Source organism: Echinicola shivajiensis (assembly GCF_018642165.1).
Classification (GTDB): domain Bacteria; phylum Bacteroidota; class Bacteroidia; order Cytophagales; family Cyclobacteriaceae; genus Echinicola; species Echinicola shivajiensis.
Genome location: NZ_JAHHZM010000015.1, coordinates 70,632 through 84,514, shown reverse-complemented (window position 1 = coordinate 84,514; position 13,883 = coordinate 70,632). Strand labels below are relative to the sequence as shown.

The window sequence follows — 13,883 nt, the reverse complement described above, 5'->3', positions numbered from 1 at the left end:
CAATAATTGGCATTTATCGTATTCCCTGATCAGGATATTTTCCTGTCACTGTGCGGCCATATGCCTTCATTTCTTCAATTTGCTCATCCATATTTCCATTTGGATGAATTACCGGTCCAATCCCCGCTTGTTTCTTCTTATAATCCAAAAAGCCGATTACTACAGGTACATTTGCCCCCATGGCTACATGATAGAAACCAGATTTCCACCTCTTGGCATAGCTCCTGGTACCTTCAGGAGTTACCATTACCACCAGCTCATCGGATTTGTTCAACATATCCACCATTGCTTCGGTATAGGTTTGTTTCCTCTTGCCGGCCACTTTCTTCCTATCGATGGAAATACCACCCAAAGCGCCGATAAACCATCCCAAAGGTCCTACCATTACCTCTTTCTTGATAGTAAACCTTACAGGAACATCCATTATATAAAAGGCAGCTCTTGCATAAAGTAAATCCCAATTACTGGTGTGAGGAATGGCAATCATTACCGCTTTTTTAAGTTCTTTAGGCCAGGCACCTGCCACCTTCCAACCAGTAATCCAGAATACAAAACGGGCCAGTTGTTTCATCATTTGTTACGAATAGTTTTTTCCGCTTGACCCAAATCAGCCAAGCTTTGGTGTTCAATAATATAGTTTTTGGCAGACTCATAGCCTGCTTTAAATAGTTCTTCTGCCTTTTTCAGGTCAAAAACGCCATATTGTGCCAAACCTTCTGCCTCGATAAAATAATCACATTTCGTCCTTCTATTATAGACATTATAATTCATTGACATAATTACCGTTCTCTCTATCAAGCTCTTGATATTTGTCACATTGGCTACATCAGGTAGGTGGTTACAGTTTACCCCAATGACCCAATCACTCTTATCGATCAAAGGCTCCACAGGAAGATTATTCAACACGCCGCCATCAATATAGTATTCATCTCCTATTTCTATAGGCTCAAACATGCCTGGAATGCATGTCGAAGCCATTAAGGGCCTTATAAAATCTCCCTCAGTAAAGTATTCCACCCTGCTTTTTTTAATATTGGTCGCTGCAATACTTAAAGTCTTTTCCAAATCAGAAAAATTATTATCAGGCATATGCACCCTATATAACTCCTCCAAGACATCCATTTTCAAAAGGCCTTTACGACTTATTGCAGGTCTTAGAAATTTAAAATAATTGGTGTTGATAATAATTTCGAAAATCTCATCAGGTGAATAGCCATAGCAATATAAAGCCCCAACAATAGCACCCGCACTGGTGCCGGATACCAGATCAGGGTAAATTCCAGACTCTTCCAAGGCCTTGATGACCCCTAAATGGGAAATCCCCCTCACTCCACCACCGGATAAAGCTATAGCAATCCTAATTTTAGATTTCACTCAACGAAAATGTTTGGTCCAGCCTAACTCCTTTTTCTGTCATTTTCACCGTACAGCATTCGTGCACAGGATCATGTTCAAGAAAAAGGATATATTGTTTTTCTGCTGCTTCCTCTAAAAAGGCCTTTTTTTCTTCAAGGGTCTTTAGTGGTCTGGTATCATACCCCATCACATAGGGTAATGGAATGTGACCTACAGATGGAAGCAAATCTGCAACAAAGATAATGGTTTTTCCTTTGTACCGAATCTTGGGAATCATCTGTTTGTCAGTATGTCCATCTACAGTCATAAAATCAAAGCCGGAAAACAAGCTAGGTCTTTCTAGGTCCAAAAAGGAAAGCTGTCCACTTTCCTGCATGGGTAAAATATTTTCGCTTAGAAAAGATGCTTTTTCCCTCGCATTGGGTACCGTAGCCCATTTCCAATGATCTTTATTGCTCCAATACTGGGCATTGGAAAATACCATTTCCAATTGATCAGTCCCTTGTTTATACTTTACTCCACCACCACAATGGTCAAAATGTAGATGGGTCAAAAAATTATCTGTAATATCACTTGCTGTAAATCCCGCTTTTTCTAAAGATCCGTGGAGACTATCTTCCCCATGAAGATAATAATGCGAAAAGAACTTTACACTTTGTTTATCTCCAATACCATTGTCAATTAATACCAAGCGATCACCCTCTTCCACTAATAGACATCGCATGGCCCAGTTACAAAGGTTGTTTTCATCTGCTGGATTGGTCCTTTGCCAAAGTGATTTGGGAACCACACCAAACATGGCTCCGCCATCTAACTTAAAGAATCCTGTATTGATCACATGTATCTTCATATGGAAATATTTATCACAAAATAAAACACTGACTAACAGTTATTTAAATCACAACAATTAAAGTAAAGAAATAAAAAAACCTCTGCGCAATACAGAGGTTTTAATTATACCTATAACACGCCTATTCATTAACGACGCCCATGCTCGAAAACTTATCAATTCGAGCTTCAATTCTTTTCTCAGGTTTCAATTTATCCAATTCCTTCAAAGCCTCTTGAATGCTAGCTTTGATAGTAGCGGCCATAGCCTTCATATCTTTATGCGCTCCACCCAAAGGCTCTGGAATAATACCATCTACCAATTTATTGTTTTGCATATCTGAAGCAGTAAGCTTTAATGCCTCAGCAGCCTGTTCTTTATAATCCCAACTTCTCCAAAGAATGGAAGAACAAGATTCAGGGGAAATTACAGAATACCATGTATTTTCCAACATCATCACCTTATCACCAATGGCAATACCTAAGGCACCACCTGAAGCCCCTTCTCCAATAATGATACAAATCACCGGCACTTTAAGCATGAACATCTCCTTAATGTTTCTAGCAATTGCTTCACCCTGCCCTCTTTCTTCAGCTTCCAGCCCAGGGTAAGCACCAGGAGTATCAATTAAGGTTACAATTGGTTTCCCAAACTTTTCGGCCATTTTCATAAGACGTAGCGCCTTACGGTAGCCTTCAGGATTGGCCATACCAAAATTCCTCTCTTGCCTTTGTTTGGTATTACGGCCTTTTTGCTGACCGATAAACATTACAGTTCGCCCATCGATATCTCCGAGACCACCAATCATGGCTTTATCATCTTTTACATTTCTATCACCATGAAGTTCGATGAAATCATTGGTAATTTCGTAAATGTAATCCAAGGCGTAAGGTCTATCTGCATGTCTTGACAGTTGAACCCTTTGCCATCTGGTTAAATTTTGGAATGTTTCTTTCTTCAAAGTTTTTATTTTTTCTTCCAAAGACTGAATATCGTCTGACAAATCGATCTCTTTGCCTTTAGCCAAATCCTTCATTTCCTGAAGTTTAAGCTCTAAATCAGCAATTGGCTTTTCAAATTCTAGGACCATGTTTAATTTTTTTAACCAAAACAAAGATAAAAAGATTATCCCGAAGAAAAATCTTTGCCCAATAGTCTTTTGCCTGAAAGACCAAGATCACTAAACGATTCTTTTTTAGCGGATGACTTAAAATTCTATTTATCAATAATTTATGAAATATATCCCTTCACTCATAATTATTTAAGTTTTTAGAGGGTTCAATGAAATATTAGAGATACAACATATAGCACTGATTACAACTAAAAAGCTTCAGAAAAGTTAAAATACAGACCTGTACTGTTTTTACCTAAACCGAAATCCACCCTAAGATTCATCCTTGGTTGCAACTCCAAACGATAACCAAATCCCAAATTGGGTAGCCAATGCTCCAAATCGCCAAAGTCTTTGGCTACAGAGCCAGTTCCCAACCAGGTGGTAATACCATGCTTCCCCTTCTTTCCTGTTTTGTCCAAAAACATATGCCGCCATTCACCTACTAAGGCTAAACCTGTTTTATCCCTATACTGTCCATTTAAATACCCTCTTAAAAGCGAGGTGTCACCTATTAAGGTCATCGCATTATAAGGCACCTCTCCATACGCCCTCCTTCCATACAACCTAAATGCTAAGGTATTTCCAGGACGATTTATGGTTTTATAGTAACGGAAATCCATATCCATAACATCGAAATCCTGGTTACCTCCCAAATTCTTATTTGAATTATAATAGGAAATAGCCGCGTAAAACCCTTTGTAGGCATTTACTACAACATCTCTGCTGTCGAATGTCAAGGAATACACCAATCCTGATTCTTTGATATTAGGTCCGAAGGCTAAATAGTTTGGATCCTCCATCATTATAGGATTGGTCTCCTTGACATTAAAACTGCTATATAGATAGGATAAGCCAAGATATAAATTAGGTATGATCCTAAAATCAACACGAGGCTGGAATTGAAAATATACGCGATTATATTCTGTGGTTTCTTTTCCCCTAGAAAGGGAGGAGTTGTTGTCATAACCAATCCCAAAATAATCAGCGTTTACATTGGATAACTTGGTAATCAACTTTACCCTTAGCTTATCTTCAAACCAAAATGTATTAATGGTTGAGTTCAAACCCACATTCCCCCTTGTACTGACCATTCCCAATAAAGGTACAGAGGACCTTTGTAAGTCAGGCTGATTGGGATCCGTGCTAAAGGTATACAATAAACCACCGCCAATAAGCAAACCTGCTTCCGGTGTATAACCTGGTCCAGCAAAAACACTCAAAAATGGTCTCCCCTCAGAAATCAGGGAATCTTTTAGGATTTGTCTGTTTTTCATATAATTGCCAAGCTTCTCCTTAAGGGATTCTTTTTGGGCTAAAGCATCCGTGCAAATCAAAAAAGTAATGCTAATAAAAACTAAGAATGTAATTCTAGAATATAAGTATTTAGAAGATTTAGGATAGCAGTACTTTGCCCATTTAAATCGGTAATATTTCATTAAACTTATAACCATTAGAGGAATTTAAACAAGACTAACATCCTTACCGCATTTTTTGATTAGTTATAAAACAATAAACTTTCTCTTCCTTCTAATAAAATACTATAAAAGAATATTTAATGTTTTTTTAGACAAATGACACCTACTGTATCACTAAAAACTCTATAACATTAAATAAACCGCAACAGTACCTAGCTAAAATAACAATCTTTTGATTCAAAATGAGCCCTTTAACAATAATAATAAAGCATAACATCCAATTACCTAAACCAATTTTATTGACTGATAATTAATTTGTAATTCCCATATATCAAAGGGTTAACCAAGGATAAAACGATACTTAAAAGTTAAGATGATTTCTTTATTTCACTAATAGTCATTCCGGCAACGAAATAAAGTCTCTTAAGACAATTGACTATAACAGTTATGCACAGGGAAATTCAACATTTACCAAATTTTTGGTGATAAAACTACCAGTTTTATGCTAGTCTGATATGTATTAAAAAATTTATTTGGCTGAAAAAGAGGGGGCTTAGCGTATTTGCTTAATATTTTTTTACAATGTGGTTTTGCATTAAAGAACAATACTACTACCTTTGCATCACTTCAAACGAGGAGTGATAAATATTATTAACGGAGTGGTAGTTCAGTTGGTTAGAATGCCTGCCTGTCACGCAGGAGGTCGCGGGTTCGAGTCCCGTCCATTCCGCTTAAAAATTTTATTGAAAGAAGTTAACCTATTATCAAGGAGTGGTAGTTCAGTTGGTTAGAATGCCTGCCTGTCACGCAGGAGGTCGCGGGTTCGAGTCCCGTCCATTCCGCTAATCAAAGAAAATAAATAATAGTGTTAACTGATTTTATCAAAGGAGTGGTAGTTCAGTTGGTTAGAATGCCTGCCTGTCACGCAGGAGGTCGCGGGTTCGAGTCCCGTCCATTCCGCAAAAAGCCTTGCTAAGCAAGGCTTTTTTGTTTTTAAAGCTATTTACCAGTTTATTAATCGTAGATATTGGTAGATGGGGCTTATATTTATATTGACTATTAGTTATTTCTATATAAAACCATGAGTGATTCTGTTTCTTTTGAAGGTATCGTTCAAGCGAGTCATGTTTTGGCCAATGTGGTCACTCCTACTCCACTTCAATACAACTATCAATTGAGTGAAGAGTATGGCTGTAATGTTTACTTAAAAAGAGAAGATCTCCAAGTAGTTAGATCTTATAAACTTAGAGGGGCCTACCATAAAATTGCCAATTTAAGTGATGAAGAAAAAGCAAGAGGTGTAGTCTGCGCCAGCGCAGGAAACCATGCTCAAGGAGTGGCTTTTGCCTGTAAAAACCTGGATATAAAAGGCACCATTTTTATACCCTCCACCACTCCTGCCCAGAAAATCAACCGAATGAAATTATTTGGAAAGGACAGGGTAGAAATCAAATTGGCTGGAGACACATATGATGATGCTTATAAAACTGCCTCTGACTATTGTAATGAAAAAGGAGCTGTTTTTGTACATCCATTCGATGATCCAAAGGTTATTGAAGGACAAGGCACAGTAGGCAAGGAAATCCTTGAGGAGGCAAAATTCCCAATTGATTATTTGTTTTTACCTATTGGAGGTGGTGGTTTAACAGCCGGAGTCTCCACTTACTTTGAAAGAACCAGCCCTTCCACGCTAATCATTGGCACCGAACCAGAGGGAGCTCCTTCCATGTTGACTTCGATTCAAAACCACAAAAACACCGCCTTAGAAGAAATAGACGGTTTTGTGGATGGAGCGGCAGTAAAAAAAGTAGGGAACATCACATTTGAAATCTGCCAGAAAAATCTGGACGAAATGCTTTTAGTCCCCGAAGGACGTATTTGCACCACTATTTTGAACCTTTATAATAATGAAGGAATAGTAGTTGAACCCGCTGGAGCCATGACCTTAGCAGCTTTATCTTTGTATGATAAAGAGAAAATAAAGGGAAAAAATGTAGTCTGTGTGGTAAGTGGTGGAAACAATGATATCATGAGAACTGCTGAGATCAAGGAAAGATCCTTACTATACGAAGGATTAAAGCATTATTTTATGATTCAATTTCCACAAAGACCAGGTGCATTGAAAGATTTCGTCACCAAGATATTGGGACCTAATGATGATATTGCCTATTTCCAGTTCACCAAGAAGAACAATAGAGAAAATGGGCCTGCAGTGGTCGGAATTGAATTGAAAAACCCGGATGACTTGGGAGGAATTTTCGAACGCTTGGACAATAATCGATTCAAATATAATTATCTAAATGACAATCTGGATCTATTGAATCTATTGATGTAGAAATCTTAAACTATATTGATATAAATAAAACAGCCCTGAATAAGAACTCAGGGCTGTTTTATTTATACTCCTACAAACCTAATATACTACCGTAAACACACCTCTCTGCTGCTCTGTAATCGTATTCCCCTCTAATACATAGGCGTATTCAATTAAATATGTATAAGATCCAGCTGTAGCAAAATTATCATTGATCCTTCCATCCCATGGCTCACTCTCGCTGAAGATCAATTCCCCCCACCTATTGTAAATGGAAAGTTCATAATTTAAACCACAGTTTGATATAGGTTGAAATAAGCTACTATTGCTAAAATCTTTAGGGTTAAATCCTGTTGGCATCCTAACAATAGGTGCAGCTTCAGGCATTTCCGCAGAACCAAGGCTAATACATCCATTTTGATCAAGCACCGATACACCGTAACTTCCTTTGGGTAAGCCCTCAATTTGGGCTTCATTGCTTTGGTCATAATCCCATGTGTATGTAAAAGGCCCGTTTCCACCAGTCGGAACTGCCAATAAAACTCCTGTTGCTTCTCCCGGACAGCTTTTTTTAACCAATTCAATGTCTACTATAATAGGTTCAGGACTCGGTATTTTTGTTGAAACAGCTACATGACAGTTATTTGCATCAGTAATATAAAATACCTGTTCCCCTCCCTCTAAGGCTGTCAAATTAAACTCACTTGATTGAAAATTCGCAGTTTCATAATCTATACTGTATGGGGCCACTCCACCAGTGACTTGAATTCTAAGTTCACCATCTGCTTTCCCATAACAGCTTGTGCCTACTATTTGGACCACTTCCCCTTGAAGTTCATCAGGCTGTTTGACTTCTATATTTTCATGAACAAATTCACAGCCCTTACTGTCAATCACTGTTACAGAATAAATCCCTGCTACCAAATCAATAGCCTTATTCTTACCCAAATTAGGATCATGGCTCCACTGGTAAGAATACGGAGCTGTCCCACCACTGGTATTTACCACAATTTGGCCTTCATTTCCACCAAAACAACCAATATCCTCTTTAATATATGTACTGATTATTTCTTCATTGATCTCAACATTTAAGCTTTCAGATATACCTGCACACATGGCATCGAGCAAGCTTGCCTCCTCATACCATACTTCCCCTTGAATACCAGGGGTAGTCCATTTTACTTCGATAAGCTCACCATCTGAAGCTGAAATGATTTCACCTCCAGTAACAAACCATTGGTATGTCCTTTCAGGAGCATTTTGAGAAACTTCATAAGTATATACCTCATTTGGATCAAAGCATATTTCATTTTCTCCAATAGGTGCAAGAGGCTCTATTCTTTGATCAATTTTAACATCCAAAACAATTATTTCTCCTGGACATCCACTAGCAGTAAACGGCTGGGCAGAAAGATATGCCATATCATTGGCCTCTCCCCATAAAACTGTAGCAGATTGATCATCCGAGGAAACCAATTCACCGCCAGAAACCTCCCATTCCACTCTAGCGATATTTTCAGTATTGACAAGCTCATAGGTGATTTCATCCACATCCGGACAAACCATGGTGGCTCCCGACAAGTCCCCTTTGGTCTCCAATACATCTACTTCAAAAGAAATATCTTCTTGTTGCTCGCATGAATTTTCACTTACAGAAGCTGTTACCGTCACTGTATAGTTTCCAGGAGTTTCAAAGGTATGGTTTACCTCCTGTCCTTCTTTAATGGCTGAACCATCTCCGAAGTCCCAAGTAAAATAAGTGAAAATTGGATTTTCAGGCTCTATTCGCCACAGCGACTCTTCATTCAAACAAGCTACCTTATTGCCTACAACCTCAAATTCATATTCAGGTTCAACCAAAAAATTTAAATTTTCCAGGCTGGCTCCTACAGAGTATCCATAAGATTCTATTTGACCAAACCCATAGACATAGGCTATAAATCCTTCAGGATTGCTCAGCTTATGGGTTCCGCTTGAAATATTTATCCTTGCATACTCATAATCTGGATTAAATGGAACTGGAGAAAAATCAGAGGCTATATTTCTTCCATCCAAGATGGTTTGGTTTACAGCGGATGCCTCGACAATAATATTAACATAGTTATATTGTATTTGTTGAACACTCATCGCCTCAAAAGTGATGCTGGTCAGCATTTGCTCATTGGGACTATAGGTGATCATAAATGGGTCCCCTAAATTCTCATATAGTGCAGAGGATAGATTACAGTTTTGACTTTTTGAAAAAGTGGTTACACTTATAGGCTTATTGCTTTTTATAAACCTGATGTCCTGAGGGCCCAATTCAAATTCTTTAAACTCTCCTTGATTAAGAATACCTACATTTGTCCCATTCATAGTGACCTGTGTTCCATCCTCTGTTGCAATTATTTTCACCAATTCACCAGAAGACCGATCCTTCAAAGGAATATGAATAAACTCAGTGCCCCAAGTATTAATGGGGTACATTTGTTGAAATAAATGGTCATTGGCATTGCCACACTTTCCAACACCTGTCCATTTATTTCCTCCATAAACGGCTACATTTTTACAATCATCTGCACTGGTACCAATGACCCTTACCCGACTTCCCGTCAAATCAGCCCTCGCTTTCAACTGATACGTTTGACCAACGTTCAAAACAATTTGAAAAGGACTGTTAGCAGCTTTTCCATCAATGGTTCTTTGACTCGGTGTAATTTCTACAGTAGTATTATCCTCAACTGCAACCACCATAAATAAGCTTTCATTATTGGAATTCAAATTCCCATTTCCACTATTTGGAGTAGTTTCAAAATGGGAAGTGATATAGTACTCTTTACCTAGTGTAGTCAGAGGAAGTACAACTGTGCCGTCTGCACTCCTAATTCTTTCATTAAATGCGTGTACAGAAATCTTACCGTTCGAAACAATATGGATTCCTTTATTTTCTACCCTGCCAGAGCTTCTATTCAACAAGTCCTGCTGGGTTTCTGGAACTCTTAGAGTGTAATTTTGGCCTGCCAGTAAATTGAAATTGTAAGTCAATCCTGAATTAAAATTACTGAGGTCAATTGTCCCTTGAGCTGCTTCATTGGCTGATATAACGATTACAGCTGTCCCATTTTGCCCATCAGTGTTGTTCTCCATAAAACCAAACCAAAATTCTTTTCCAACGGTAGTTAGCTGGGCATAAACTGTACTCGTACTAATAACAAATAGTACTAATATTACGGACAAAATGTATTTGATATACTTCATTTTGAGCTTAAGAATCCAACTAAATTGATATGAATTCCATAATAATTGGAGAAAATGGGTGTTTTCTAAATCATTTGGAAGGTTAATTATATCATTATTTCTTCTAAATTTTACCAAAAATATGTTTAATTAATTTTTGAATAAATAAGATTTAAACATCCGTTTTAAGTTCTTTAACTCATTAATAGAGGTTATAAAAAGTAATTTTTTTATTTTCTCTGTTCAAGAGTAAATATTTTATCAATCAATAATCTGAAATGTGCCCCTGATATTCTTATTTATCTCTTTACCCTCTAGTTTATAATTATATTCTAAAACATAACTATAACTATCAGGAAGAGCCTTCTTACCTGAAACTGTACCATCCCAACCAGCGTTATTCATATAGATTAGTTCTCCCCATCTGTTATAGATGATAATTCTATATGAAAGAGGACAATTTGAAACTGGCTCAAAATATGGAAAATCTTTATTATTACTTGGCCTGAAAGCATTAGGCATTCGTACTGTCGGTGCCATTTCATTTAATTGCGCACTACCAAAACTTATACAATTATTTTGATCGGTTACTGTTACCGAATAATTACCCTTCGGAGCTTTAACTAAATGCGCAGAAGTTTGATCCTCATAATCCCATGTATAATTAAAAGGTTCGCGACCTCCTATTGGAATTGCAAATAACTCTCCATCTGGTTCTCCTGGACAACTCCTTCTCAATACTTCAACCTCAACTTCCAAAGGCTCAGGACTAGTCACTTCGAAACTGATTGGAAAAGAACATCCATTATAATCAACCACAGTAAATTGATGGTTCCCTCCAGCAAGACCACTTAATGTCATTCTACCTTGGGATAATTCATAGTTATTATAATCTATTGTATATGGCTCAGTCCCCCCCTTAATTTCTAATTTTGCGATTCCATCGGCACGACCGTAACAACTCGTCCCACTGATCTCCAACACTTCAGCTTCCAACATTTCAGGATACTTGACTTCTATTCCTTCCAATTTTTTATAACAACCATTCCCATCAGTAATTACAACACTATAGGAACCAAAAGGCAGTCCCTCAACTCTTGAAGAATTTAAGGATGGATCATGATCCCATGAAAATGTAAATGGGGAAGTTCCCTCAATTACTTTAACTTCAATAAAGGCACTTTCATCATCGAAACACAATCCGTTTTGCACAGTGACATCTAATTTAATTTCATCTTGGACTACAACTGATAGTACATCGGATATTCCACTACATTGATCATTATTTGATTCCTTAAACCAAAGCTCTCCAACTATTCCAGGTTCATTCCAACTTACTTCAATCAAAGTATCATTTTCTATTGAAATAATTTCACCTCCTGATACAAACCAATCCACTTTTCTTCCTCTCAAAACATTATTGGCGACATATTGGTAGCTTAGTTCCGGATCAAAACAAACCTCCTCCACCCCCTTTGGTGTTTCAGGAATGATGGTATTACTAATGTTTACCCCAAGAACTATTGGCTCCCCTGGGCAACCTTCAAAAGTAAATGGTTGGATGATTAATTCTGCCTCGTCATTAATTTCTCCCCATCTTATGTCCACTTTGTTCTCCTGCTGATTGATAATTTCTCCGCCCACTATTTTCCAAACAAAGCTTTCAATCCCCTCCATTCCCGTTAATTCATAAGTTATTTCCTCGTCAGGACAAGAAACTTCAGAACCTACTATTTCACCTTTCGTTTCTAATACTTCTACCTCAAATATGATTTTTTCCTGTTGATCACAAGAAGATTGACTAATAGCTGCAAGGATAGATACGGTATAATTACCCGGTTCTTGAAATATATGGCTTACTTCTTTCCCATCTTTTTTCTCTGAACCATCCCCAAAATCCCACTGAAAATAGGTAAAGACAGGGTTTTCTGGAACAATTGACCATATAGTTTCATGATTCAGACAAGCGACTTTTTCCCCATAAACTTCAAATTCATATTTTGAATCTACTTCGAAATTAAGGTTCTCCAAATTTGCACCGACTGAATAGCCATATGACTCCAAATACCCAAACCCATAGACATAACCAATAAAACCATTTAAATTTTGTAAATGATGGGAGCCGCTATTAATCTCAATCCTGGCATATGAGAAGTCTGAGCTACCAGGAACAGTTGAAAATTGATTACCAACATTCACCCCATCGAGAATAGTTTGACCTGTGCTATTGGTCTTTACAATGATATTTACATAATTCTGTTCGATGGAAACAATGTCCAATGCCTCAAAAGTTACATCTTTTAAAAGTTGTTGATTAGGACTATAACTAATCATGAATGGATCTCCATAAGTTGAAAATGGTCCACTTTGATCATTGCACATTTGGCTTTTTGCAAAAACCGAAACATCAGCAGGGTGGCTTGTTTCAATCTGAACAATTTCATCTTTTCCGAAATCCAAGGAAATGTGTTCTCCTTCATCCAAAGTTGCATAATACTGACCATTGAGGTTTAAAACTGTTCCATCGGTAGCAGCAAGGACTTTGACCATTTCTCCAGAGGTCCTTCCTTTAAAAGGAATATGAATAAATTGCGTACCCCAAGTACTAATTGGATAAACTTGTTGAAACAAATGGTCATTAGCTTCACCACATTGACCAACACCTGTCCACTTATTTCCTCCAAAAACGGCTATATTTTTACAATCATCAAAATCATTTCCCAAAACCCGTACTCTGGAGCCTGTGAGATCATCCCTTGACCTAAGCTGAATACTTTGACCTTCATTTAGGATCAATTCAAATGGAACATTTGCAGATTTTCCATCATCAGTATCTACTGAGGGAGTTATTTCAACTCTTGTCTCATTTTCAACACCTACCACAAGTAGTAGACTTTCATTTTTTGCATTAAGATCAACCATTGGATTATCGCTCCCAGGAGAAACTTCAAAATGGGAAGTCACTAAATAATCCTTGCCTAAAGTAGATAATGGAAGCACCACGGTTCCATCCGCACTTCTATACCTTTCATTAAAAGCATACACTGAAATTTTTCCTTCAGATGAAACAAATACGCCCTTATTTTCAACAATTCCAGAAGAGCGATGCATTAAGTCCTCCTGATAGGTAGAAATACGCATAGTATAGCTTTCCCCCTTCTGTAAATCGAAGCTTACAGTCCAATTGGGACGAAAATTACTCAAATCAATAGTTCCTTTTGCTGGTTCATTAGCGGTGATTATTAATACAGAATTACCACTTGATTGTTCAGTAAAATTCTCCATAAATCCAACCCAAAAGGCTTCCCCTACTGTTGTTAGCTGTGCACTTGCAGCCTTTGCACAAAATAAAAAAAAAGTAAAAGTGACTAAAAAAACTAATGGGATAGACTTCATCTTAAACAATTCAATATTCTCCTTAGAAAACAATTATAACACCAGCTGGTAAAAATCTAAACAATAATGGTATTTACCAATTATTTACCATTATTCATCTTTTGAAAACCATTTTTTCACAATTACCATCAATAATTTTACAATTCTCAACAATCATCCAATTTTCACAACAGAAAAACACTAAACAATTGCAGGATATTTCAAATATTCTCAAAACTCTTACCAAAACAACATATTTAGTTC

8 protein-coding genes and 3 tRNA genes are annotated in these 13,883 nt (G+C 37.4%); 4 read left to right on the top strand and 7 right to left on the bottom strand.

Annotation, left to right across the window (positions count from 1 at the left end):
- Positions 1-13: 13 nt before the first annotated feature.
- The 5 genes from KMW37_RS18540 to KMW37_RS18520 form a co-directional block, all read right to left on the bottom strand.
- Complete coding sequence (locus KMW37_RS18540; RefSeq protein WP_215226147.1) at positions 14-574, bottom strand: 1-acyl-sn-glycerol-3-phosphate acyltransferase; 561 nt, start codon at positions 572-574, stop codon at positions 14-16.
- Positions 571-1,374, bottom strand: a complete 804-nt coding sequence (locus KMW37_RS18535) for a patatin-like phospholipase family protein (RefSeq protein ID WP_215226146.1) — start codon at positions 1,372-1,374, stop codon at positions 571-573. Before KMW37_RS18535 ends, KMW37_RS18540 begins: the two co-directional genes overlap by 4 nt.
- Complete coding sequence (locus tag KMW37_RS18530; RefSeq protein ID WP_215226145.1) at positions 1,364-2,206, bottom strand: MBL fold metallo-hydrolase; 843 nt, start codon at positions 2,204-2,206, stop codon at positions 1,364-1,366. The genes KMW37_RS18535 and KMW37_RS18530 overlap by 11 nt, the downstream gene beginning before the upstream one ends.
- Before the next feature lie 121 nt (positions 2,207-2,327).
- Positions 2,328-3,275: an acetyl-CoA carboxylase carboxyltransferase subunit alpha gene (locus KMW37_RS18525; protein ID WP_215226144.1), complete on the bottom strand. Its 948-nt coding sequence runs from the start codon at positions 3,273-3,275 to the stop codon at positions 2,328-2,330.
- Positions 3,276-3,505: 230 nt separating this feature from the next.
- Positions 3,506-4,573, bottom strand: coding sequence for a BamA/TamA family outer membrane protein (locus tag KMW37_RS18520; RefSeq protein WP_215226143.1), 1,068 nt, complete (start codon positions 4,571-4,573; stop codon positions 3,506-3,508).
- A 797-nt stretch (positions 4,574-5,370) separates the two neighbouring features.
- Between KMW37_RS18520 and KMW37_RS18515 the strand changes: the two genes are divergently transcribed.
- From KMW37_RS18515 to ilvA, 4 genes are all read left to right on the top strand, one after another.
- Positions 5,371-5,444, top strand: a tRNA-Asp gene (locus KMW37_RS18515).
- A gap of 38 nt (positions 5,445-5,482) precedes the next feature.
- Positions 5,483-5,556 (top strand) — tRNA-Asp (locus KMW37_RS18510).
- A 44-nt stretch (positions 5,557-5,600) separates the two neighbouring features.
- Positions 5,601-5,674, top strand: a tRNA-Asp gene (locus KMW37_RS18505).
- A gap of 121 nt (positions 5,675-5,795) precedes the next feature.
- Positions 5,796-7,049 carry a threonine ammonia-lyase IlvA gene (gene ilvA / locus KMW37_RS18500; protein WP_215226142.1) on the top strand — a complete coding sequence of 418 codons (1,254 nt, stop codon included), beginning with the start codon at positions 5,796-5,798 and terminating at the stop codon, positions 7,047-7,049.
- Positions 7,050-7,127: 78 nt separating this feature from the next.
- On the opposite strand, the gene KMW37_RS18495 is transcribed toward ilvA, so the two are convergent.
- Positions 7,128-10,265, bottom strand: coding sequence for a PKD domain-containing protein (locus tag KMW37_RS18495; protein WP_215226141.1), 3,138 nt, complete (start codon positions 10,263-10,265; stop codon positions 7,128-7,130).
- A gap of 240 nt (positions 10,266-10,505) precedes the next feature.
- Positions 10,506-13,529, bottom strand: a complete 3,024-nt coding sequence (locus tag KMW37_RS18490; RefSeq protein ID WP_215226140.1) for a PKD domain-containing protein — start codon at positions 13,527-13,529, stop codon at positions 10,506-10,508.
- Positions 13,530-13,883: the final 354 nt, after the last annotated feature.

Coding starts and splice junctions, on each gene's coding strand:
- KMW37_RS18540 (WP_215226147.1), bottom strand. CDS start 574: ATGATGAAACAACTGGCCCGTTTTGTATTCTGGATTACTGGTTGGAAG.
- KMW37_RS18530 (WP_215226145.1), bottom strand. CDS start 2,206: ATGAAGATACATGTGATCAATACAGGATTCTTTAAGTTAGATGGCGGA.
- KMW37_RS18525 (WP_215226144.1), bottom strand. CDS start 3,275: ATGGTCCTAGAATTTGAAAAGCCAATTGCTGATTTAGAGCTTAAACTT.
- KMW37_RS18520 (WP_215226143.1), bottom strand. CDS start 4,573: ATGAAAAACAGACAAATCCTAAAAGATTCCCTGATTTCTGAGGGGAGA.
- ilvA (WP_215226142.1), top strand. CDS start 5,796: ATGAGTGATTCTGTTTCTTTTGAAGGTATCGTTCAAGCGAGTCATGTT.
- KMW37_RS18495 (WP_215226141.1), bottom strand. CDS start 10,265: ATGAAGTATATCAAATACATTTTGTCCGTAATATTAGTACTATTTGTT.
- KMW37_RS18490 (WP_215226140.1), bottom strand. CDS start 13,529: ATGGAGAATTTTACTGAACAATCAAGTGGTAATTCTGTATTAATAATC.